Source organism: Providencia sp. PROV201 (assembly GCF_028479545.1).
GTDB lineage: Bacteria > Pseudomonadota > Gammaproteobacteria > Enterobacterales > Enterobacteriaceae > Providencia > Providencia huaxiensis.
This window is the reverse complement of sequence record NZ_JAMPNW010000008.1, coordinates 1-25,795: the sequence shown is the minus strand read 5'-3', so window position 1 is coordinate 25,795 and position 25,795 is coordinate 1. Positions and strand designations below refer to the sequence as shown.

Here is a 25,795-nt window from a genome sequence, read left to right as displayed (position 1 = left end):
ATCTGAACAAACATACTCTTTTTATGTAGCTATTATCGTTATGCCAATTAAACCCCATTTAAACAAGTCAAAAGTTGATTGGTATAAATATCGCTGTATATAAACAATTAATAAATGGAAACTCCATTTTATCGATAAAGAGATAAGAATTGCAGATTAAGACTAAATATATAAAGAATAGTTCAGTCTTTAAAAATAAGGTAAACATTAATGTGTTCTTAATATTAACCATTAATACAGAAACGTGCACCGCGGTCTATAAACAACAAAACCGGCCAGGGCATTCACCATAACCGGTTATTATTCATACCAAATAGTTCTATTTAGCCGCGACGAGTGCTTGTTCAAGGTCGGCTAGAATATCATCGATATGCTCTATCCCAATTGATAAGCGGATCATGTCTCGGGAAACCCCTGCTTGTGCTAACTCTGCATCATTAAGTTGACGATGCGTCGTTGATGCAGGGTGGCAAGCGAGTGATTTAGCATCACCAATATTCACCAACCGCACAATCAGTTTCAAAGCATCAATAAATCGCGCCCCCGCTTCTTGTCCACCTTTAATACCGAACGACATAATACTGGCTGGTTTACCGTTCATATATTTTTGCGCCAAACCATGTTCAGGGTTACTCGGTAGCCCTGCATATTTTACCCACTCTACTTGTGGATGATTTTCGAGGTAGTTCGCCACTTTTAGCGCATTTTCGGTATGCCTATCCATTCTTAGCGCGAGGGTTTCTAAACCTTGTAAAATCAGGAATGCATTAAACGGTGATAATGCAGCACCCGTTCCGCGCAATGGCGCAACACGGCAACGAGCAATAAAGGCCGCTGCGCCAAAATGTTCGGTATAACTGACGCCATGATAAGCCACATCCGGCTCTATCAATAACGAAAAGCGATTCGGGTATTTTGTCCATGGGAACTTACCTGAATCAATAACCATTCCACCAAGTGATGTGCCGTGACCACCGATATATTTGGTCAATGAATGAACCACGATATCTGCGCCATGTTCAAATGGACGACATAAATACGGTGTCGCCACCGTGTTATCGACAATCAAAGGAATACCATGGCGGTGCGCAACTTCAGCGAGTGCTGCAATATCAACAATAAAGCCCGCAGGGTTTGAAATCGACTCACAAAAAATAGCCCGCGTCTTATCATCAATCAGCGCATCAAATGCAGCGAGATCGTCATGCTCCGCAAACCGTGTTTCAATGCCTAAGCGCGGCAGAGCATGGGCAAATAAGTTATAGGTTCCACCATACAATTTAGCGACAGAAACAATGTTGTCCCCTGCTTGTGCGATAGTTTGAATCGCATAAGTAATTGCCGCCATACCGGAAGCAACAGCTAAACCAGCGACACCACCTTCAAGCGCAGCAACACGTTGCTCTAGAACATCATTCGTTGGGTTCATAATTCGCGTGTAAATATTACCCGCGACTTTTAAATCAAAGAGATCGGCACCGTGCTGAGTATCGTCAAAAGCATAAGAGGTGGTTTGGTAGATTGGCACGGCAACGGACTTAGTGGTAGGGTCAGGAGAGTAACCGGCGTGAATCGATAATGTTTCTAATTTCATTAGTTATCCTTGTTACGACGCACTGGAATAGGTACAGCCAGAGGTAGTGATTACGTTATTATGATGCTGTGATAACCTTAGATATTACCTAAGCCGCTACACCGAGCAACTACTTGCACTTGAAATTATTTCACATTGATAGATGTGGTGAGGGTGATTATCACACTCTTCAGCTTAAAAATTAGTTATATCAATGTCTATCCTTATAACCTATTTCATATTGATATAAAAAAAGCCACAACCTTTACAGGTCATGGCTCTGCGTCTTATAAAACTTTATTTATAATTATAGAAAAGCACCATAAATAACTGAAGTAATAGAAGCTAGCCCACAAATAAAGGTGAATATTTGGGCAGGCTTTGACGTACTGTATTTCTTCATTGCAGGAACAATATTCATCGACACAACAGGTAGAATGAATAGGATAGCGGCAATCATTGGTGCCCCCATCGTTTCAATCATGCCTAAAATACTTGGGTTACGAATAGTCACAATCCAGGTTGTAATCACAATAAACAACATGGATGCCATTTCAATTTTCTTCACAGAGAAAGAAGAACGAGATTTAATTAACCCAACTAAACCTTCGTGAGCCCCTAAGAAGTGACCAAAGTAACTCGATACAATCGCAGCAAAAGCAACAATTGGCCCTAAATAAGACAAGATTGGCGATGGATTGATATTCGCGATATGTGATAACACACTGATATTTTGTTCTTTCGCAACGGCAAGCTCTGCTGGGCTTAGTGATAACACCACAGAGAAAACGAAAAACATCACAAAGCCTGTCAGCATTAATGCAGCACCACCCGTGATCATATCTGTTTTCACAATAGCATTATTACCAAACTGCTGACGTTGGTCTTTAGTGAATTGACTGATGATTGGGCTATGGTTAAATGAGAATACGATTAGTGGGATCGCCATCCAAACAACCACAGGCATTGCACTCCAATCAGGAGCCACCTCTAACATTGACGTATTCCATTCAGGAATTAAATATAATGATAAAGCTAATAAAATGAACACCAGAGGGTAAACCATTAGAGAAGTAAGCTTTAACATAAGCTCACGACCAAACACCACCCCAGCAGTCATTGCAGCAATCAGGACCCCAGACAGCAACCATCGTGGCAGTGGTTCTATTTCGAGTTGATTTACCAAGAACGAATCAACGGTATTTGTGATACCTACACCGTAAATCAATACGATAGGGTAAATAGCGAAGAAATAAGCAAACGTAATAATATTTGCGCCTACTTTACCAAAGTGCTCTTCTACCGTATCTGTAATATCAGCATTTGGATTTTTTGAAGATAAAACAAAGCGTGCTAGCCCTTTATGAGCTAACCAAATCATTGGAGTTGCAATTATTGCCAATATTACTAATGGCCAAAACCCCCCGGCCCCTGCTTTAATTGGTAGAAATAAAACACCAGCCCCCACTGCGGTACCGAATAAAGAAAGTACCCAAGTAAAATCCTTATAGGTCCACTTACTAACAGGTTTATCTGCTGTATCTACTGTTTTTTCAATTGTGCTCATCTTGTGTTCTTCATCATTAACGTTATTAAAATAAGATGTGCAGATTTTGCATTAAATAAGCAACAGTGCCTAATTTAATTACGCTATTTTTTTCAACTTTTTGGCGTAGATCTCGTTAATAACGTAAAAAAAATAAATACCACGTAATTATTCTGTGAATAAATAATTTCGCAATTAATTAAAAAAGTAAATTTTAGATATAAAGTATTTAATTTTTAATTTGAAAAATGGCTGAGCCATTTGCTCAGCCATTTTTTTACCTGAAAAACTGAAGTTTTATAGGTAGACTGGAACTAATATTTCTGTCGCAATCACCACCACAACCAATCCAACTAATACTGGAATTGACGTTCTTTTTACCACTTCAAAAGGAGAGATTTTTGCCATACCAGATACGGCCACGACCACACCTGATACAGGCGATAAAGTCCGTCCTAAGTTAGAGGCTTGCAACATTGGGATCACTAAATAAGCAGGATTGACGCCCATTTGTTTTGCTAAATGAGGGATTAGCTCAACAAACGCATAGAACGGTGCATTCCCCGAGCCCGTTGTCATCGCAGCTAACATCGTAATCACGACCAAGGCAATCATCATCACAATTGCACCTGAACCAAATGATTGTGCGAGGTCAATTAGCCCTTTGATGAAACCAATGGTGCTTAAACCCTGAGCAAAGACCCCAGCGGCGACTAACAACATCACAACCGTTGCAAATGCATCGGCCATTCCTCTATAACAAACTTCTAAACCACCATAGACGTGTTTAGCGCTGAAGCTGCGTAAGAACTCAATGACTGCCGCTAAAATAATGCAGCCAACAATAATAGTTACAATATGCAATTCAGGCGCCCATTTACCATCAAACACTAAAACACCGATAATTGGCGTAAAAGGTAAGATAGCGTAAAAAGCAGGTGCGTGTGTTTTGATTTCATTGACGTCTAACATTTCTGTTTTGACATTCTCTTTTCTGTCTAAATAACGTTGCCAGAAGAAGTGTGCAATTGACATTGCCACAATTGCCGCAATAGAAATCGGTAAGGTTGTTTTAAACGCAAAATCAATTAATGGCATTTCAGCTGCTTTTGCCGCCAAAATAACGTCACCGGATGTTGGCGCTAAAATAATTGCCGCTGGCGATGCACAAATTGCCGCTGCTGCACCACGACTGATCCCAACATTCACCATGACAGGGAATAACGTCGCCATCAGTAATACACCAAGGCCTGTCGCAGAGGAAACCGCTAACGACATCAAGCATGCCACAATATAAGCGGCAACCATCAACAAATAGGGGGAGTTGATCATTTTTAATGGCTTAGAAGCAATTTTTACCACAACATCATTTGCCCCAATGTGAGTCATATAAGATGCAAACCCACATAACACCATGATCATCATACCAAGGTCGCCACCTCGGCTCATTAATAGGAATTTTATGTATTCCAGAATATCTGTTACGCGCCACCCCGTCGTCGGAACAGAACCTGGTAAAATACTTTTGCCCATAATCGCAGTAATGATCAGAAGTAAAATACCCCCTGTCATTAGCACACCCGTTGCGGAATATCCTTTTATGATATAACGCCCAACTCCAATGGCGACAATAACGCCGATTAAGAGCTCAATCATTTATTTCTCCTGCCTGTCTTATTTTGTAATTATAAAAAATCACTCTGCCTAATCATTAAGCAAAATTCACTGACTATGATCATATCAACAGATGATTTTTAATATAGAAATACGTTAAAACACAAGAGGAATAAATAAAAAATCTTTTTTAGGCGGCAGTTTACAGTCGATATCCCCATATATTAATAAAGAATAGGAAGATCAGCTTAGTTTAGCTATGTCATGTTTTTCACATTAAGGAGAGAAATTGATTAACTAAATAACTCATAAATCATATCACCAAAAAAACCGCGATATTGCAGATAACGAATTTGCTTACTTTTTTCTTTAAAGTCTTTAGGAATACTATCCCCAAATTTCTTACTGCGTACCAGTGCGGCCTTTTCAAACCAATCTACATCTATAGTGGCAAAATGTTTTTCCACAATCGTTTCAGTAAAACCTTTCTGTCGCATTTCTTGTTTTATCCGCAATGGCCCATATCCCTTGCGCAGATAACCTTGCATTAATAGCCCTGCGACACGGTCGTCATCAAGAAAATGTTGCTCACTTAATCTTTCAAGCACCAATTCAATTAAAGGCTCATCGATAATACCTTCATTTTTCTCATACATACGCCGTTTCATACGCGCAAATAGCTCAGCTTTCCCATAATCACGGCGGGAAAGCATAAACAAGGCATATTGGTAAAGCTCGGTTTCATTCATGGCGTTAAACTTTCATCATTAAATTGGGCGCATTGCGCGCCCAGTCTAACATAAACCTTTGTACTCTAGCTTGAATAAGTATGTGATTCGGCTGGCTGAGCGCAGTCAACACCCATGCAGTTTGAATCGTGACGCGTATATACTCTAAATAATTCAAGTTGCATGTAGGCGACAAACGAAGACAGACCGATGAGCATACATAAGTATGTGATTCGGCTGGCTGAGCGCAGTCAACACCCATGCAGCTTGAAGTATGACGAGTATGACGCGTTAGTGAACTTGAGCACCACTCAACAATTTATATATCGTATCAGGAGTATAACTGCCATCTTGGAAATAAATTGTCCAATCCGTAATATCGTCGCGCGTTAATGGATAAACTTCCCCTTCTTGCATATTTTTCACATAAAAAGGATGGTTAATTAAACGCCCTTCAAACTGGTCACCATTCCAAGAAACGGGTTCAAACCACATATGTTCATGACCATCGAAGTCTTCTTCTGCGTCATGATAGCCAATACCGCATTTCACCAAAAAGCGCCATTCTGAATCTTCAGCTTCCTCGTTTTTACCGAGGAATTTGGCAAAGAAACCTTTCTTCTGAGCCACTGGCTTTGGCCCGTAGTTATCTAACATATGCGTGAAATATTCCCAACGTAATTTGGCTTTACGGGACATATCAGCGGTTTCTTCATCTGTACGCATAAACATCATCGCGTTTTGGTCTTCAAAGCCTTCAAAGAAACTTTCTAATACAGGGTTTTCTTGTGTCACACGGAACAACATCGCGGATGGGTGCTGATGAGATTCATCTCTATCATGCCAATCTCCCATAAAGCGCTCTGATGACGCATCTCCAAACTCGAAATTCATCTCTTCAAGTGGCTTCAAGTCATCAATTGGCGTTGATTTACCCACGTGCAACAGACCTTCTTCGAACGGTACTGCAACTAAATACTCATAGCCTGCTTGGGTTTGACCAATAAAAATAGGTTCATTAAACACGATTTTTCCGTGAGTAATACTGTTATTTACGAAGCTCCAAAACAGTTCGGGAATACCATAATAAGAAGCGATCGGGTGAGGTATAATAATTTCCGCTTCAGATAAACCACAGCGAGCCAAACCGTGCGTATGGAACCAATACATGGTCGGGGCGCGCTCTTCTTCTGGCTTGTCTTCATTATCTTCTTGGTCATAAATGGCATGAACAACATATAAAGAATCAATACTTGGCATTAAGTCATCAATGAGTTGGAAATTAAGCCACTCACGAGTAAACACTTTCCCTGCGGCAGAAATATCCAGGCCCAGTAATAAATCGGGTACCAAGATTTGAATGACCTTCAGCTGCTGAAGGTAATTAACCAATGGTTGCCCTTGAAATAAGCACTCAACAATCACCGCTTGAGGGGCTGCGCTTGCCTCTGCGTACAGTTCGGGGCTGATTGGGTCAGTGGCAAAATAAGGGTTGATAGTATATTCCGGGTCGCTATCCACTAAAGCGATATAAAAACGTAATTCTTCTTCATCTTTTTTGCAGCTAAAGAAAAAGCCGCCGTCCTCTGGAATATAATCTATTTCACCATCAGTAAAATACGTTTGCTCTTCTAAACGCTGCTCAAGTAATAAAGACGTCAGCTCAGAGCCTGGGACAGCAACCATCATAGATGCTTCTTTCTCGCCCTCACCTGCTGCGGTATCAAGGTAATATTGTCTATTATTCATTTTCAGACCTATTAATAAGTGACTCTGGCGAGGATATCAGCTTATATTCATTAAGAATATTGTGATTATTCTTAACAAACAGAGATTGTGATTTGATCCTTCATATTGTAACTAAGTTAATAAATAATCATTATTCGACAATCAGTTATTCTACTTTTCATACTGTATTGACTGAGGCACAATAATGCTCTTTCTTTAGTTTGCTTTAAATTGATAAAGCAAAAAGTTCTATTTCAATAAAGGTAATTCAAATATGGCTGATTTAACCAAAGCACAAAAAGAATATGTCGATGACCTCGCAATGCAACGTGTTTTCGATATGAACAGCGATGAAGTGTTGGTCAACGCCTTAGAACAAAAAATTCACCAAATGGAAGACCATTTGAAAGCCTATTTTCATGAGCGTGTTAAGTTTCATCAGCAAACTAAAAAATAGCCTTTTCCCCGCTCAGTGCCGATGCTGTTTATGATATCGGCACCTGTTTTGCCCCTTTTGAGCGGCTATTCTTAAATAAACAATAAACGCATAATTATTTGGTTCTATTTATCAACAAAAAAGCATTAAGCGCCATCTAAAAATGGGCCTCTAATGATAGAATTATCATCATCACTGTACGACTAATAACAATTTATCTATTACACTTCTTTTTTGTCCAAATATTGAGCCAATTTTATGAAACGCATTCAATTCAGTACTGCACTGATCCTTTCTTCTATTATGAGCATGCCTGTGAGCTTTGCTGATAGCGATCGCCCATTATTTTCAGTCTCTGTAAGTGAATCTGGAGTACCCCAAAATAACAGCGAAGGCGGCATTACTCGTTCTTCTACCTCAGAGTCACGAGTACTGCCGATTTGGGGCGATGAAGCCCGTGCTCGAGGGTATGATTTACCGGAACCATTTGGGGCAAGTTATGGTTATATGAATATGCGCCAAGATATTGTGGTGGATAGAATCGGGTTTATTATGCCTAAAAACCCAGATACCGCAGCTGCGCTGAGTATTGATGCTGGCCACACACGACAAAAAAGTGAAACTCACACTCTAAAGATAGACTCTTGGATTTTTCCTTTTTTAAATGTTTACGGCTTATATGGCCACACTAAAGGTAAATCACATACTACATTAAATGGTGGTAGTTTAGGTGGCTTATCCTTAGATTTTTTACTTAAAGATCAACCTTTCGATTTAGATTTTAAAGGGAAAACTTATGGTGCTGGTTTTACTTTAGCCGGAGGTTATAACGACTTTTTCACAACATTAGATTTAAACTACACCAAAACCAACCTTGATGTTTTAGATGGTGACATTAAAGCTTTAATAATTTCCCCTCGTATTGGTTATCAATTCACTTTTGATCCACTAATTGATGGGCAAGGTGATACAAAAATTCAAATTTGGACTGGTGCCATGTACCAAGATATCACCCAACGTTTTAAAGGGAATGTAAATAAACTTGATTTACCTCCTGCATTTCAAGGTTTTATTAATGCCCTAGATGATCCAGGCATGAAATTCGATGTAAAACAACATCTTGCTCATAAATGGAATAATACTGTCGGTGCTCGTGTCGAATTTACGCGTAATTTTAATGTGCTCACTGAATTCGGTTTTAATAACCGTAATACCTTCTTTGTGTCTGGAGAATTCCGTTTTTAATGTGGCATTCGGCAATTATTCAAAGGCTGGCCTTGCTCAGCCTTTTTATTATTTTTCCCGCTAAAGCTGATTTCCTTCCCGATCGCCAGCAAATCGATGGCTGGCTAAACGATCTCGGGGGGGAAAATAGCTTTGATGAAAGTAAAACTGTTGATTGGGGCATATTGCCAGGGCCATTTTATACCCCCGAAATGGGCATTGGTATTGGTACCGCTCTGGTTGGTTTATATCGAATAGATAAAGAAGATAAACAAACCCAGCCATCGTCTATTGGCTTAAGCGGTTTTGCGTCGTCTACAGGTGCATTTGGCTTAAATTTTACCAATTATAATTTTATTGATAACGACCAGTGGAGATTATTTATTTCCGGCACAATTAACAATATTCCCACTTATTATTGGGGTAAGGGATATTCTGCAGGGAAAAACGATCACAATAAAGAAAAGTACCATTCCCAAGAGTTCCAAATAACCCCAAGAGCCTTATACCAACTGGCTGATTCTACTTATGTTGGGCTCGGTTGGAACTTTTCGTCAATCAACGCCAGCGATCCTGATGATGGCGCCAAACACTATTTCTCCAATTCAATTGGGGGTCGCTCGGTATTAAATTCAGGCATCAGTGCATATTACAGTTATGATACTCGTGATTTTTTGCCTAATGCCTACCAAGGACAAGCTTTCGAAGTGGTTTATACCTATTTTGCCCCAAATCTAGGGAGTGACACTCGTTTTCAAACCACCCAATTGCAATATGCGTACTATCATCAGTTAGCCGAAGAGACTGTTATTGCGTTCGACAATTATGCAAGGTTTTCAAGCGGAAATGTACCGTGGAACCAGCTATCATTACTCGGTAATGGTAACCGTATGCGCGGGTATTACGAAGGCCGCTATCGTGATAACAATATATTCACCAGCCAAATTGAGCTTCGCCATAAACTCGATTGGCGCCATGGTATTGTGGGTTGGTTAGGAACAGGAACCATGAGTGATACGGCGTCCGAATTAGGCCAAGGGCATTGGTTACCTACCGTAGGTGTAGGCTATCGTTTTGAATTTAAACCAAGAATGAATGTCCGTTTGGATTTAGGTGTCGGCCGCAACAGTACAGGGATCTATTTTCAGGTTGGGGAGGCATTCTAATGTCCAAATGGGTTACACCAATAGGGATTGCGCTTTTATTAGCCGCCTGCCAAAACCATGACAAACTAGAATTGCCCACTATTGAGCCAGTCGTTACCCCTTATACCGTTGAGGAGGCCTCACAAGCTTGGCCTGTTATTGCTTCTTTAGCCCCTCCACAAGGTTTACGGGCTTGCTGCGCTTTCGGCTACAACTTGCAAGCTGAACTATGGGGACTACCTGTCCCGTTTTACACTATCGATAATATCGTTGAAGCAGATAGCCTCGGTGAACATCATTATAATGACAGCTTTTTAGGTGCCTCTGCGGCATTAATGGGGCTCAGTAATGAAAAAATAGGCTTACTCTATACGGATAAAAGCGGGTTTATTGATATTTCCCATGTCAGAGATACTGCAGATTATACTTTTTACTTATTTAGCCAAATTTATCCACGCCTTGGTCAACAATGGTCGCTATCTCTTAGTGAGGAGCTAGCGGATAGACAAATACATTTCAGCGCATTTGAACCGCCACAATCTGCTGAGCAGCGCTATACCCTTAGTGCCTATTTAGCCGCAAAATTAGCTTTTCAACTCGCTGTATGGCATGAAATTGCGCAGTGGTATGGTTACCAATCTGTACCAGGGTTTTCTGAAGGGATTTCCGCATTTTCCCCTGAAGACCTGTACTCCAATTTACTCGGTTCTCGTCTGGCCTTAACCCTGATACTACAAGGCCGAGCTGGCTCTTTAGCTACTTACTCTCAATCAATGGAAAATATTCTCCCACTGGCTCTTCACCAGCTAGGCAGCAAAGATAGAAAAACCACACGGAAAACATTTGATAGCGTTGATGGTTTGTGGTGGAACAGTTACCGTAGAGTACCGGAGAAATTTCTTGTTTTAACAAGAGATTACCATACAAATGACCAACGTTATCCTTTGATGCCCCCACAAATTATGCCATCTGAAGGTTTACTTTTAACCTTGCCCGAACGCTACCTCAAATATGATTTGTCATTACTCGCGCAACTGCGCTTGCTCCCTACTGACAATATGAAGCAACTTCCCAAGCCTGTCTCTTATTGGACGGTGGCAGATTTTCCAAAGTTGGCGGAAGATGCGAAGCAACAAGATTTACTGCAACAAGTTTTAAAGCCTTAATCAGCAGATTTGTGATATTCATGTAAACCGCTTTATCGGACTTTGTCCTGTCATTACCGCACTTAGAATTTTAAGTTAAATGTCACTTTTTACTCATTTGCAGATAATAATGTTATTTCACTTTTACCGCCTCGATAGACTTTAATAAAACGATGAAGATCTCATTTTGGTTAAAAAATAGACATTCAATCGCTTATTTTTCAGACAAAATAACCCTATAATAACTGAATGAATAGTATGAATTTTAATCAAATTTAACTTAAGTTAACGCTAAGCGCCACGAGAATAAACAGTTTAATTTATCATTCATCACATGAAAATATACCAATAGAAACATTCAACCATGCAAAAACAGCAAGATCATAATAATTGAAAAAAGTCTACAAAATAATACAGAAATTTCCCTAATGTCACCCGGATAAATGTAGCTCGTAAAAAATTAATCTGCTAATATTCGCTCGAATTTTGTTCAGAGATACTTAGGAGAAGCAAATGCCCTCTCGAACGATGAGGACAAACGCCGTCTTCGCTTTCTTATTTTTACTTTTATTTTCGAGCCTGAGTATGGGCTCCACCAGTACCAGCACAATGCTCAATAAAGAGTATACTAATAAAACTGTGCAGCAGAATGTAAGTCAGGCTAAAACCTCACTCCCTGATTTACGTAAATACCCTTCTGGTACGCCTCGAAAGAAAGCATTTTTGAAAACGGTTGTCCCTGTTATAGAAAAAGTGAATAAGCAGATTATGGCTGAACGTACTTGGTTGTTATCAGTACGAGCTAACAAGAAGTGGAGCGCCCAAGAGTTGCGCCGTCTTGAACAAATCTGTAATAGCTATGGTATGAAATGTAGTAATCCAAAACGTTTAAATTGGAACAAACTATTGAGTCGAGTCGACATCATGCCAACACACTTAGTTGCAACACAAGCAGCAACAGAGTCTGGTTGGGGTACATCACAACTCGCTCTGCAAAACGGTAACTTATTTGGTATGCGCTGCGGTAGTGGCTGCCAGACCAAACAAGGAAAGATTAAAGGCTATTCTACATATTCTTCTGTAGAAGATACCGTTACTGCTTATATGAAAAACATGAATACCCATAACGCTTATGAATCTCTACGAACTTCACGAGCAAAGCAGCGTTTATCAAAAGATGAGCTGGATACGAAAAAGCTAATCAATGATATGAAGGGGTACTCAGAGTTAGGTTCAACCTATAACCGCTATTTACAAGAGATGTACGCGAGTAATGAAGAATTGATTACACAAGCTCAACAAAGAGCAGCCACTCGCATTTAATGTTGTATCACCAGGTACAAGACATGAAAAATCCACTTAACTAAGTGGATTTTTTTTATCCCTCACAAACCGCATTGAACTTATTTTACTCATTCAACCAATTCAGTTTTTTAGATTTACTCTATTGCTCTAAATAGTTCGAGTGGTGGCGAGGCGGCAAGAGAGGATATCCCTAGGAGCATACATAAGTATGTGACTAGGGTAGCTGAACGTAGCCAACAAAGTCACCGCTCGAAATATGACGAGCAATATGACAAGCAATATTCTGATTGCATAGAAAAAGAGATCAAATATCATATACCCTAACCTTCTAACAAAATAATTAACATCTTTGAGTCTAATATGAATTTCTTCTCTTTTGAGTTTCTTGGCTCTTTCTTGATTTTTTTTCTTATTTATTGGGGTTGTCAGCCCAGTGCAAAGTTACAAAATGGCTTATTAATCACTGCTAGCTATTTTTTTGTTTATTCATTTAGCCCTGACTTTGCTTATATCTTATTTAGCTACACACTGATTATTTATTTGCTTACCAATGTGGCAACTAATTGGCTTTCGAGTAGATGGATATACGGTATTCTTACCGCGGTCATTGTTGGATTCTTTACCACCTTTAAATATTATTCATTCTTCCAAGAGACCATTCAGCAAACTCTCGATAAATTTGGTTTTAGTGTTGGTCTTCCTATATTGGAAATACTCGCACCACTTGGGCTGTCCTTTTATGTATTCCACTCGGTTAGCTATACAGTATCGGTTTGTCGCAAAGAAATTCCTAAAGCCGATTTCTTTGATGTAACACTGTATCTTGCATTTTTTCCGAGCATCGTCGCAGGGCCAATCAACCGCGCAAAGAACTTTCTTCCCCAAATACAAGCGGAAAGCCGTGAGATTTTAGATCCTCGAAAAGCCATATTGCTTATTTCATTAGCACTAGTGAAATTGTTTTTATTTAGCTCATACTTGTCTGAAAATTTTGTCAATCCAGTCTTTGACACTCCCGTGGGTTACAGTGCAGGGGAGATCCTAGTAGCAACCTATGCCTATGCTTGGAATATTTACTTTAACTTCTCAGGTTATACCAATCTGGTGACGGGCATCGCGTTATTATTAGGATTTAGAGTCCCTGTTAACTTTAATGCGCCTTATTTAGCTGCAAATTTAAAAGAGTTTTGGGCCCGTTGGCATATCAGCTTATCGACCTTTATTCGCGACTATGTTTATATTCCTCTTGGCGGTAACCGTAAAGGTTTTAGCCGTATGAACACCAATGTATTCCTTGCGATGGTCATTTCAGGATTATGGCACGGCGCAGCAATGACATTTGTCGTTTGGGGAGCCATTCATGGACTAGGAATTGTGCTACTCAATCTTAAGAGTTTATGCATGGAAAAACTAGGGTGGACCCAAGTAATCCCAAATAAGACATTATCAGTTTGGGTATCACGAATTATAACTTTCCATTTCGTTTGTTTTGCGTGGATTTTCTTCCGTAGTGCCTCATTTGATGATGCACTGTTAATGGTCAATCAAATCATTGCCCCTGGTTTTATCGCTTCTATTAATGCAAGCTTAGGGTTATTAGTCGCGTTTTGGCTACTGTTGATTGCCTACCCTTATTTTGTACAAGGCTACCATTATGTGGCAAAAAAATACCAAACCATTCCTTGGTATTATTATCCTATTCCGCTCGCGATTATTCTAACCATTATGTTTATGCTTTCTCCTTCAGGTATGCCGGGGTTTATTTATGCTAACTTCTGAGTTTAAAAATACCCTAATCAAAGTTGGACAGATTTTATTTATTGTCCTAATTGCTGGCCTATTATTAATTTGGTTGAATCAAAGCTCGCTAGAACGATTTTGGCAACAGAAATATCACCAAGATACCCCATGGGCGAAAATGGCAGGTAATCCTATCTGGGATTATGGCGCTTACTTACATGATGGCGCGCTTGAGGCAGGAAGCCTATTCACTTACTACGCATCAGGACAAAAAGCGCAGGAAGACAAACAGGCCGCGGCGCTCGCACTGGCCAATAAAGATAAAAAACTCAATTTCCCCAAAGAGTTTCAAATTGGTCTTCACTTCGTAAATGGCTACATTTATCCGGCTGAAAGCTTATCGGTTACCTTCCCTGAACGGCTGAAACGACCACAAGCTTGGGAGAAAAACCAGAAAATTAGCTTTGGCGGTTTCACAATCAAGAAAGATCAGCCAATCGTGGCAAAACATATTGCCAATATCGAAAAAGGCCAACAAGTTCTGTTTGCGGGGGACTCCATGATGCAAGGCGTCGCTCCACATGTTAAAAACATGCTCTTGAAAAAATATAATATCGATAGCATTAATCTAAGTAAGCAAAGCACAGGGCTGGCATATCCACGCTTTTTTAATTGGCCCCAAACCATTGCCAAGGCATTGAATGATAACCCCAACATTAAGGTTTTAGTGATTTTTTTAGGGCCTAACGACCCTTGGGACATGCCACCACAAACGGGTTATAAATACGTCAAATTTAAAAGTGAAGATTGGGAAAAAGTGTACCGTGAGCGGATTAGTGATATAATATCGACCGCTCGCCAGCACAATGTTGATGTTATTTGGGTTGGCCCACCTAATATGCGTAAAAATACGCTCTCCGATGGTATGAAATTCTTAAGTAGCCTCTATCAATCTGAAATTGAGGATAACGGTGAAATTTACTTTTCGGTCAATGACGTCTTTAAATATCAAGGCGATACCTATTCTGACTATATCGGTGATGCAAGCAGTACCATTAAATTGCGAAGTGGTGACGGGATCCATTTCAGCGGAAAAGGCCAACAACTGATTGCTGAAAAAGTATTCTCACTCATTCATTTCGAAGAAGAGGAAGAAAAGGAACCTCATGAAACTGAACAAACTGTGTCAAGCTAAGTCCAAAATATTAGCGGGTAGCGTGATTGCGCTTTTGTCGCTGGGATTATTGTCTTGCCAGAACACATCAGACAAAACTCGCACAACTAGCTTGCCTAAAAACCAGCCTGCGGTTGCACAAGGGCAGATGGTCAATAACGCAGAGCCTAATTTACCACAGTTGGCGAATAAATTGCGCCAAGGCAACCAGCAAGTGCACATTGTCCAAATTGGTGACTCACACACCGCTGCTGACTTTTTCAGTGGCAATTTAAGGTCATTATTTCAGCAACGCTATGGGGATGCAGGCCCAGGCTTCATTCCGCCTATATCAGTGCCGGGGCAGCGTACTGCAACCATTAACCGCACGAGCGAGAAGAAAGAGTGGTCGCTGGCTTCAAGTCGTAAAGATGAACGCTTTGATTACCCACTTGGTGGGCTAATCGCTGAGCCGCAAGCAGCCAACAGTAAAGTGGTGCTCAAGCCTTTACAGCCTGCGCTAGGGGCTTATCAGCTACAAACTCTATACCAAAGCACAGGTGATTCACAAATGCGTGTTGCTCCTGCGGTTTCCCCCAATGTTGCATTGCCAGCCACAGGCAACCAGTGGGTATTTTCGTCCCCTGTCAATACCCAACTTCCGGCTCAGGTTACTGTTAATAAAGGTAATGGGTTAAAAATTGGCGGGTGGTTAGTGCGTTCGCAAAAACCAGGAGTCATGCTTTCAGCTCTTGGGCTCAATGGTGCAACATTGAGTATGACAGATAAATGGCAGCCACAATGGAGCGAAACCTTAGCGCAAATGTCCCCTGATATGGTGATTTTAGCCTATGGTACCAATGAGGCTTTTAACGATACGTTAGATTTAGCCGCTTACGAGCAAAATTTGCGCGCTAAAATTCGCTTAATTCGCCAACAAATGCCAAATAGCGTTATTTTACTTATCGGCCCGAATGATTCACTTAAATTTAATGATGCGGCGAGTTGCCAAGCTCAAATGCCAGTGAATTTAACGAGTGTGATTCAAATTCAAAAGGCGGTGGCCGCTCAGGAAAATACGCTATTTTGGGACTGGCAAGCCTTTATGGGAGGCCCTTGTTCAATTCGTACATGGGCAGCACAAGATTTAGCACGACCTGACAATGTGCATCTCTCCGTCGAGGGTTATAAGAAGAGTGCACAAGGGCTATATAATCAGTTAAGCCAAGTATTAAATTAATTACGGACTTAACACACAATGAGGCAGAGGTATTTTCAATATCCTCTGCCTTTTGATTTGTGACTATTTTTAATATTTAGCGCCTGAGCGTTGCCATTTCACTTTGGCTTTTTTCTTACTTATCTTTTTGTCACCCTAGAAATTCAATTCCAACATTAAAGTTAAAATAATTATTTCAAATAAAAACAATACATTAAGAACACTAAATTTGGAATAGTACGGACTAATTGCGAATTTATTGCTCCCTCTAAAAAATATAAAAAATCGTGACCATTAATTAAATCAATATACCCCACATAAAATTAGTATCCCTACGTTCCTTTTAGTAAACCACATCGCTGTACGTTGAAGTTTATTAAGTAAGGAGGTAATAACAAATCGTTTTTCAGCTTATCCAAGCACATGGTTTGTTGTTAAAAATATGGAAACCGTGAACAATTCTTTGACACAACCAGAATAATTTTACGGTAGAAATCGTAGGTAATATTTATTTAGGTTCAAAAAATGTCGACTAATTTCTGTGTAAAATCGTTTCATTCTTATATTGAAAACCTATCCAATAAAATAAAAAATAGCTTTTATCTAACTCACTCTCTACTGTTTAAAGTGAGCTCAGGTGAAATTGAAATGCGGATAGAAGAAGGCCAATGGCAAAAGCTGACAACATCAGATATCTGTTTGCTTCCTAAAGGATCTTCAATTGAGATAATTAATCGTGATAGTCACAACCCGCTGGCTGCAGATATACTTCCCATGACCTCAGATATGTTAAAATCCTTTTACCAACAACATGCTGCATTATTTGTTGATAAGAAAATTGTTAATAAGAAAAAAACTCCCTCAATAAGTCAAATTTGCTGTACTAGCTTACAAGAAAACCCGATTATTGAAGATGTATTTCACGCTGCAATTAAAGAAGTTAACGCCCCTTCCAGCCATAATGTTATTCATATTCATTTAAGTTTTATTCTGTCCTTTTTTTTATTAGTGAATGAATTTACCTCTACACTATATGCATCAATCAATATCTCGATAAAAGACAAAGTGTATGACTTAATTTTTCATAGCGCTGGAAAACAGTGCCATACCCTAGATACTATTGCGAAAAAGCTCCATATGAGTTCCTCAACCCTTAAACGAAGACTTGCCAGTGAATATACGAGTTTTTCCAAAATTAGCTTAATGTCCCGAATGAATAAAGCGATGATATTATCGAGAACAGAAAATATGCCGATGACGCGTATTGCTCAAGAAGTCGGCTATGATGATGTTCCTTATTTTTTACTGGCATTTAAAAGTTTTCATTCCCAGCCAAATCTCACCTACCCTCTGTTTTAATACGCGATATCCCTTTTAATCATCTTCTATAAATACTTGAGCCTCACCATTTTCATGGTAGGGCTCTTATTTAACTAAAAATAGTGATTATCAATATCTATTGGTATCAACGTAGAATCTATTGTAGGAATATCAACCTGAGTCACTTCGCTGTTATCTACTGGTTTTGGGGTTACGGTCGCATCGGGTAAATCGGAATAAATAGTAATACGACTTTTAACCTGTGCCTGATTTCCTGCCTGATCATATACATTGACTTCATAGTCATAAATGCCATCTTTTAAGGGGCTATTCATAGAGATTTCCCATTGGCCCACTTCATTTGATTTTTGCTTATAGGTTTGATTATCAATAGTCAAAAATACCATGGTGTCAGCCTCTGTTACACCACTGAACTTTGGCGTGTTGATACTGGTGATCTCATCCTGTTTATCCGCTGTATTCGTTGAGTCATCTAAATTCCCACTCAATTCAGGTGCCTTAGTATCAATGATGACTTTCCCTGTCTTTTCCGCGCTATGGCCTACTTTATCCTTTACCTTAATAAGATAATCATAGGAACCATCGTTCAGAGCTTCTGTTACAGGAATTGTCCATACTCCTTTTTCATTGGCGCTCTCTTGGTACGTTTTTTGATTGATAGTGAACTCAACCAATGCATTCGGTTCTGTTACTCCACTGAATGTTGGGTGATTATGGTTAGTCACGGCATCATTTAATAGACCGGAGTCAGTCATCACATCTAGGCTGCATTCCGTAATTTCAGGGGGTGTCGCGTCAACGGTCACTGTGCCGGTTAAACGTTGTACTCCTATGTTACCCGCAATATCAATTGCCTCAATTAGATAGTTATAATCAGCGTCTTTAAGTGAATGAGGTAAAGTAAACGCCCACTCACCACCTTCATTCACCTTAATATCTTTATAAACCTGTTGGCCAATCGTTAGCCGTACATAAGTTTCAGGCTCTGCAATTCCTGCAAAAGTCAGGACAGAAACATCGGTTAAAATATCCTGTTGAGTGGTAAAGCTTACAGGGTCCACAACACCACCAATAAGGTAGTCAGGCGCTGATGTATCAATCACCAATTGCCCTGAAACTTGGCCTTTAATCCCCTGAATCTTATCATTTGCAAAAATCACATAGTCATGAAGACCATCACTCAATTCAATATCAACAGGGAGCGTCCATTCGCCTTTCTCATTGGCGATAGTTTCAAAAGTTGAAGAGACTTTGTTATCAAAAACCAATCGAATTTCCGCATTTGGTTCAGTAATTCCGCTAAATGTCGGCGTATTTACATTTGTGTGGTTATCGTCCTGAATCCCCGAATCTGAATCTGATGTTAACCCTCCCGCCGCTAAAGCGATGGTTTTTACTTTAAAATCGCCCAATATGGGTTGCAAACTAATTTGGCCCAAAATGTCTCGGGCTTCGATTTCATAAGAGTAAGCCCCCTCAGCAAGCGCCTCTGTATCAGATAATTTAATTTGCCAGTTACCATCGTGACCCGCAGTTGTATGATAAGTCTTTCCATTTATCGTCAAGCGTACTTCCGAATTAACTTTGGTTGTTCCACTAAATGTTGGTTGGCTAACATGGATAATACCTCCACTCGATAGCGGATCATCTAATTCCGCAGTTAATTCAGGAGGAGAGATGTCATAGACTAAATCAAACTCAAACTGCGTTTCACGATTAACTAAATCCTTTGCTGTAACTGATAATTTAATATTTTCACCATCCTGAATACCGACAGGGACGATGTCATTGGGTAATTGTATTTGCCAAATCCCCTGATTATTTGCTTTTGCCGCACCCAGTATTTTTCCATTTATGTCTTTGATGGTAACTAGGCTTGCGACACTCGTCGTCCCCGTGAGTGTTAAGTCATTTTGGTTGAAAAGTAATTTACCGTCCTTTTCAGAAATTAATTGTTTATCATTCACACCAAATTCAATACTTGGAGCGGTCTTACCGGACTCGTCACTGAGCACTTTAATAACCACTTCATGCTCTGTTTTATTTCCAGCAATATCAAATGCAGTTATCTTTGCTACATGTTCACCGTCAGGTAAGGCGAGCTCATTAGCAAACACCGTTTTAGAACCATTATATTTAGTTTGTAGCTTATTATGTCGAGTGGTTTTCCCATTCACGTTTATTAGGTAATAATCCATGTTTCCACGATAAGTGAAAACCAGTTTAGGATTGGTTACATTCGCAACTTGCGTACCTGCATGAAATTGCTTATCAACAAAACCAAAGCCATTAAACACCGGTTCTGTGGTGAGGATATTGAGTGTTGTTTGCCCTACTGAAACTGTACCGTCATCTTGGATAAAGCTAATATGGTAGGCTCCATCCCCTTTAATAGGAACTTCGAAACGCCACTCTCCCTTATCATTTGCTTGTATAGGATAATTATGGCCATTTACTTTCGCTGAAATCGTACCACCGGCTGTTATTTGTCCTTTATAAACGGGTTTTTTATGATTGGTATAGTGGTTACCGATTTCACCTGAATCCGTATCGGGGTCAAGGTAAAATTTAAAATCACTGATTATTACGGAAGAAGAAAACTCCCTTACCGAGCCATAAACGTCTTTAAATGTAAGAGTATAGGGGACTTCCCCTAGAGGGAGTTGAATATCTGCTGGAACCTTAAAATCCCAATTTTTTCGACCATTAGTCAAATTAACCGAATACGTTTTACCACATATCAGTATAGTTGCACTGAGTTCATCTCTATCCGTCGCTCCTGAAATCACGCCCTGTAACTTCGGTGAACGACTTGAACTCAATGAGTTATCAATTTCCCCCGTACTACTCGACTCTGCCGCCACTTCAAATGTTACATTTAAAACACAATCCTTTATTTGAATACCTTTTTCTTCAATCACCTTTTCTGTCTTCAACCCAGCAGGGGACGTGGCAATTAATGACATATTATCAAGGTCATAACGGCAGTCTACTCGAAGAAGACCTGAAGGCAAACTAAAAGACCAATTCCCATCTTTATCAATGTCGGTAATGGAAAACGCATGCTCATCTGTATTACTCAATCTAAATTTAAATTGTAAACTTGAACCAGGGGTTACCTTGCCTGTAAAAGTTGCCTCTAAGTCATTAGTCGATTTATCATCATGGAATTTACCTTTCGTCCAAGGTGAAGCCAGAGCAGCATCGGTTATCTCTGGGGGATTAGAATTAATTATCAGTGTATCTATTTTTTCAAATTGATTATCTGCCGCATCCGTAACAGTAATTTTATAATCACCAATAAAGTTTTTCGGTAATTCATTGGAAAGCTTTAAGCTCCACTTGCCATTATTATCGGCAGTCGTTGGAACTAACTCATTATTTAATTGCAATATAACTTTACACCCCGGCTCCCCTCTTCCCGTAAATACAGGGTTGCGATGTGCGGTAATAAAATTTCCTTTGGTTCCTGTATCCGTTTCTGCACTTAATTCAATCGTGGATACAGGGGCGGTGGTATCAATAAATATATTTCCAGAAACATCCGTTGTTTGTCCATTTGCCGGGTGCTCAGCCGTCACAAGGTACTGGCTATTTCCTTCCTCGAGTTCTTTAACGTTAAGTTCCCAGTTTCCTGTCACTTTATCTGCCACAGTAGGAAAACTTTCATTCCCGATTACCAGTGTAATTTTAGCCCCTGGAGTCGCAATCCCAGTAAACTTAGGCGCTTTGATATTGGTGATATAATCACCTTTATTTCCACTATCACATGCCGCATCTAATGTGACTATAAGCGCCGGAAGCTCCGCATTCCCACCCTCTAATGATGGGGGCAGGTACGTAAAGCTCTGACTAATGGTATTTTGATTACCCGCGGTATCTTCTGCGACAACCTTATAGTGGTTATCCTTACCGACATTCGCATCGACATCAAAAATCAGAGACCATTTTCCTTGGTGATCCGCATAAACTATTTTAGTTTGTCCTTTAAATTCCGCAGTGATTTTACTTTCAGGATCCGATGTGCCACTGATTTGAGGGCGTTTTAGGTAAGTTATTAAAGCATTCGAATTCTCTTGGCTTGCAGGATCTAAGCCTGCGGTCAGGGTAATATGGCTATCTACAGTGAATTGCCCTTTAGACGTCCCGACATTTCCAATGATATCGGTCACTTTCACCTGATAATCATACACACCGTCTTGCTTCACTGCGGGTAGTGGTATTTGCCAATACCCGTCTTTATCCGCAGTAGCGCTGTACTCCTGCCCCGCAAACTGGACCACGACCGTTGATTGCGGTTTGGTTTCGCCTTCCAATATTACGACTTTTTGTTGGGTGATATTGTCACCTTTGATACCTGAATCACAACTCTCGGTCAAATTCGCTTGCGCAACAGGTGGCGTGGTATCTACCCATACTGTCTCGCTGATTTTCTCGCTATTTCCTGCAATATCGGTAACGAGCACTTTGAGTGGGTAACTTCCCGACGTGACTAATGAGGTGGCCATAAATGACCAAGCACCCTGTTCATCGGCCACCATTGAGTATTTTTGTCCGCTCAAAGAAATCTCTATCTTTGCATGGGGCTCAGATTGCCCTGACAGGGTGGGAGTCAATTGGTTAGTGACAAAATCAGACTGATTATTAAGTTGCAAAGTTGTCGGCTGCAATGTGGTTTTGATCTGCACGGACTCAGTAACTATAGTGGTGTTGCCTGCCACATCCATTACCGCTACTTCGTAATGATAGATACCGTCGGCTAATGCTTTTTGAGCCGCCACGGCCCAATCCCCATGGCTGTCAGCAAAGGTTTTTAACTGTTGCCCATCAATCGTCAGCTCAATACGGCTACCCGCTTCTGCTTTGCCAGTAAAGTGTGGACGCGTCTCTTTGGTGATATTATCACCGATATTGCCACTATCAGACTGCGCTTCAAGGTAAACAGATAAGCGATCAACCTTAGTATCTACGGTGAACTGCCCTTCAGATGCCCCAATGTTTCCGAGGGTGTCTATCACTTTCACGTGGAAATCATATACACCATCTTGCTTCACTGCGGGTAATGGTACTTGCCAGTGCCCGTCTTTATCCGCAATAACGCTATATTCCTGCCCCGCAAACTGGACCACGACCGTCGATTGCGGTTTGGTTTCGCCTTCCAATATTACAGCTTCTTGTTGGGTGATATTGTCACCTTTGACACCCGAATCGCAGCTCTCTCTGAGCTTAGCTTGTGCAGGGGGTGGAGTGGTGTCTACTAGTAGGCTTTGGATAAATATGCCCTGATTCCCTACACTGTCTGTGACCTTAACCTTTAATACATATGAGCCATCCGTTAGATTATTATTGATGGTGAGTGACCAATCACCTTGCGCATTAGCTTTGGTGAAGTACTCTTTTTCAGCGACCTTAACGACGATACTGGCATTAGGATCTGTTTTCCCAGTAAGCGTTGGCGTCACTTTATTGGTCAAAAAAACTGCCGAGTTATCAAGCAGTACGCTTGCATCGGGCAGGGAGGTTTTAATAGTCACGGTCTCAGTGATGGTTTTTTGATTACCCGCTGCATCCACTGCAGTGACTTGATAGTCAGATACCCCATCAGCCAATGGTTTCTCGACAGTAATTCGCCACCCGCCTTTATCATCAGCAACTGTCGATAAAATTTGTCCTGCAATTGTTAGCGTGACTGAACTACCGGCTTCGGCTTTCCCAGCAAAAGTAGGAACCTGATTATTCGTTTGTCTCCCACCCAATGTTTCGATATCCGAATGCCCATCAAGGCTAACAGAGAGGTTATCAAGCTGAGTGTCCACTTCAAATTGACCATTCACCGTCACTGGCTTACCGCCAACGGAAGAAGCCACTAATGAATATTCATATATTTTATCGTCTAACGGTTCTGTGATTTTTAATAACCACTTCCCGTCTTTATCTGCGGTGATCGGATATTTTTTATCATTAATCGTCAGATAAGCCTGACTATCAGGAGAAACAACCCCAGTAAATGTCGGTGTATTAATATGGGTAATATTATCGCCCTTTTTCCCTGAGTCAGACTCTTCGCTTAGTTTCCCCTGAATAAAAACCTGTGTTATCGGTTTATCTATTTGGGAAGCTGCGGGTGGCTTATTTGCAGACTGAGTAGATGATGACGAGGCGCTTATTGGCATAGCCACAGGTGCGGGTGGTGGAGAAAAACTTAAGTCATTATCTTCTACCGGTGCTTTCTCCGATTTATTTTTCTGATTTAGCTGTTTTTTCGCTTCTGTAAGCTTTGTTAAAGACGAGCTTAGTAATGCTTCCTTTTCGTCTTTTTCAGAAGACAAAGTCTGAAGCGTCTTTTCTAGTTGCTGATTTTTTTGATTTAACTCCGCTAGTTTTTTGTTGAAACTTTGCTCATCGTCTTGCCGATTACCATCTTGCTGCTCCTCACCTTCAATTTGCTCACTATTATTTTTTGAGGCTTGGTTATCAGTATATTCGACGATATCACTCGTTAATTGCTCTTTGATATAAACGGCATCGGCTCCCACGTTTAAGGTTATTGATGATAGGATTTCATCTTGTGAAATAATCGTTCCTTGCTCAGTCAATAATGTCATGTTTCCTAAGATAACTTCAGACAACCCATTTTTAATGTTCTCAATAGAACCATCGGGTTTAGTTACAATTAAATCAAACCCTTGAACTTTAAACTTTTGAATTTCTATGCTTTTTAATTTATCGGTGATAGTTTTATCGGTCATATTCTATGTCATTATATTAATAAATGGATTTATCAGCTAATACTCACGCGCTGCCGTCAATAAAAACAATTATATCCATTTAATTAAAAATAAAACGTCATTTAATATAATGTGGTCTGACAACCTTTTTTTTTGAGCTCAAATTCAAGTGAGTTCATTTCAATAGCGATTATAATAAAAGAATGAATTAACAAAGTTGTTTCTAAAATGAAAGAATAAAATAATGGAAGAAGATGATGATAACTCTGATGAAGAACTAGCCCCAATGGTTGATGGGTTAAGTGGAACACTATGCATAATTATTTTAGTTTCTATGGTGTTTATTTTTAGTGGTATGAAAGCCGCAGAAACCCATATCAATTATGGCCAGTTAAACTTTGAAAAAATAAAGATGGATATACCAAACAAACGTCTTTTCTTTAAAGGTGGCATTCATTTATCAAACAATGAAATTTCTTTAATAAAGAAAGAAATCATTAAAAACGAGAGTAATAAAATCATTATCAGTGGTTACATTAATGATAAGGTCAGCCACAGTAAAGAAAAAAACACCTATAACCTTCTTTATATGGCATCACTAATTAAGAATATGGGCATTAATAAAGAGATTGTTCTAAAACAAGGGACAAGTGAACATTGCCCAGGTTGGAACTCATGTATTTATTGGGGTTACAAATAACATGTATTATATTGGATTATTTTTTTATGCAGCAACGTTTATCGCTTGTTTTTTATTACAATCGGTACGTGAAATGGTTCAGCAATGTCTATTGCTTGCTCCTGAAATCAGCTACACCATGATTGGGATTTATATTTATCCTTTAATTATATTTTTATTTCACCGAGTATTTAATAAAAACAAACAAAGCAACTATACATTGCTTTCAAACCAAACTAAATTATCTGCATCCGTCACTGTATCATTAGGGTTAATCGGAACATTTATTGGGTTAACAGGGATGATCACCGCGATCTCAGCATCGCTTGGGGGAGAAGGTGATATCTCAGAAAAAATGAATGCCATGATTTCATCCATTTCAATGGCACTTAATTCAATGTCTTTTGCATTCTTAACCTCCATTCTGGGAGTGTCTATTTCAGTTTTATTGTTAGTTAGTTTGAATTTCTTTCACTTCTTTTATCAAAAAG

16 protein-coding genes and 1 pseudogene are annotated in these 25,795 nt (G+C 39.9%); 11 read left to right on the top strand and 6 right to left on the bottom strand.

Translation table 11 applies throughout. From position 1 onward, the window contains the following. Positions 1-319: 319 nt before the first annotated feature. From PR809_RS08590 to PR809_RS08570, 5 genes are all read right to left on the bottom strand, one after another. A complete protein-coding gene (locus PR809_RS08590; protein WP_102139168.1) occupies positions 320-1,594 on the bottom strand; it encodes a bifunctional O-acetylhomoserine aminocarboxypropyltransferase/cysteine synthase in 1,275 nt (424 codons plus the stop codon). Positions 1,595-1,880: 286 nt separating this feature from the next. Beyond that, positions 1,881-3,140, bottom strand: a complete 1,260-nt coding sequence (locus PR809_RS08585) for an aromatic amino acid transport family protein (RefSeq protein WP_102139169.1) — start codon at positions 3,138-3,140, stop codon at positions 1,881-1,883. Positions 3,141-3,416: 276 nt separating this feature from the next. Then, complete coding sequence (gene dcuC, locus PR809_RS08580; RefSeq protein WP_102139170.1) at positions 3,417-4,775, bottom strand: anaerobic C4-dicarboxylate transporter DcuC; 1,359 nt, start codon at positions 4,773-4,775, stop codon at positions 3,417-3,419. Between the two features lie 251 nt (positions 4,776-5,026). Further along, positions 5,027-5,482, bottom strand: a complete 456-nt coding sequence (locus tag PR809_RS08575) for a regulatory protein RecX (protein WP_102139171.1) — start codon at positions 5,480-5,482, stop codon at positions 5,027-5,029. A 270-nt stretch (positions 5,483-5,752) separates the two neighbouring features. Continuing rightward, positions 5,753-7,210, bottom strand: a complete 1,458-nt coding sequence (locus tag PR809_RS08570; RefSeq protein ID WP_206276111.1) for a DUF4026 domain-containing protein — start codon at positions 7,208-7,210, stop codon at positions 5,753-5,755. Between the two features lie 253 nt (positions 7,211-7,463). Here PR809_RS08570 and PR809_RS08565 point away from each other — a divergent pair, with 253 nt between their 5' ends. The 9 genes from PR809_RS08565 to PR809_RS08525 all read left to right on the top strand — a co-directional run bounded on the left by PR809_RS08565 (position 7,464) and on the right by PR809_RS08525 (position 17,915). Continuing rightward, entirely contained in the window at positions 7,464-7,646 is a 183-nt protein-coding gene (locus PR809_RS08565; protein ID WP_102139173.1) for a hypothetical protein, read from the top strand. Between the two features lie 237 nt (positions 7,647-7,883). Continuing rightward, positions 7,884-8,870, top strand: coding sequence for a hypothetical protein (locus PR809_RS08560; RefSeq protein ID WP_206276112.1), 987 nt, complete (start codon positions 7,884-7,886; stop codon positions 8,868-8,870). Continuing rightward, positions 8,870-10,015, top strand: a complete 1,146-nt coding sequence (locus PR809_RS08555) for a BamA/TamA family outer membrane protein (protein WP_102139175.1) — start codon at positions 8,870-8,872, stop codon at positions 10,013-10,015. Before PR809_RS08560 ends, PR809_RS08555 begins: the two co-directional genes overlap by 1 nt. After that, positions 10,015-11,160, top strand: coding sequence for a DUF4056 domain-containing protein (locus tag PR809_RS08550; protein ID WP_206276113.1), 1,146 nt, complete (start codon positions 10,015-10,017; stop codon positions 11,158-11,160). The genes PR809_RS08555 and PR809_RS08550 overlap by 1 nt, the downstream gene beginning before the upstream one ends. Before the next feature lie 492 nt (positions 11,161-11,652). Continuing rightward, on the top strand, positions 11,653-12,462 hold the full coding sequence (locus PR809_RS08545) for a protein bax (RefSeq protein ID WP_102139177.1): 810 nt from the start codon (positions 11,653-11,655) through the stop codon (positions 12,460-12,462). Between the two features lie 342 nt (positions 12,463-12,804). Further along, positions 12,805-14,223, top strand: a complete 1,419-nt coding sequence (locus PR809_RS08540; RefSeq protein ID WP_102139195.1) for an MBOAT family O-acyltransferase — start codon at positions 12,805-12,807, stop codon at positions 14,221-14,223. Beyond that, complete coding sequence (locus PR809_RS08535; protein ID WP_102139178.1) at positions 14,210-15,379, top strand: SGNH/GDSL hydrolase family protein; 1,170 nt, start codon at positions 14,210-14,212, stop codon at positions 15,377-15,379. Before PR809_RS08540 ends, PR809_RS08535 begins: the two co-directional genes overlap by 14 nt. Continuing rightward, entirely contained in the window at positions 15,351-16,577 is a 1,227-nt protein-coding gene (locus PR809_RS08530; RefSeq protein WP_206276114.1) for an SGNH/GDSL hydrolase family protein, read from the top strand. The genes PR809_RS08535 and PR809_RS08530 overlap by 29 nt, the downstream gene beginning before the upstream one ends. A 627-nt stretch (positions 16,578-17,204) precedes the next feature. Further along, positions 17,205-17,915 (top strand): helix-turn-helix domain-containing protein, encoded by a 711-nt coding sequence (locus tag PR809_RS08525; protein ID WP_241098632.1) that lies wholly within the window; start codon positions 17,205-17,207, stop codon positions 17,913-17,915. 74 nt (positions 17,916-17,989) lie between these two features. Here PR809_RS08525 and PR809_RS08520 read toward each other — a convergent pair whose 3' ends face one another. Next, positions 17,990-24,646 (bottom strand): Ig-like domain-containing protein, encoded by a 6,657-nt coding sequence (locus PR809_RS08520; protein WP_272524506.1) that lies wholly within the window; start codon positions 24,644-24,646, stop codon positions 17,990-17,992. 223 nt (positions 24,647-24,869) lie between these two features. On the opposite strand from PR809_RS08520, the gene PR809_RS08515 reads away from it, so the two are divergent. Further along, a complete protein-coding gene (locus tag PR809_RS08515; RefSeq protein WP_166267829.1) occupies positions 24,870-25,325 on the top strand; it encodes a hypothetical protein in 456 nt (151 codons plus the stop codon). Between the two features lies 1 nt (position 25,326). After that, positions 25,327-25,795: pseudogene (locus tag PR809_RS08510) on the top strand (hypothetical protein); the annotation flags it as partial.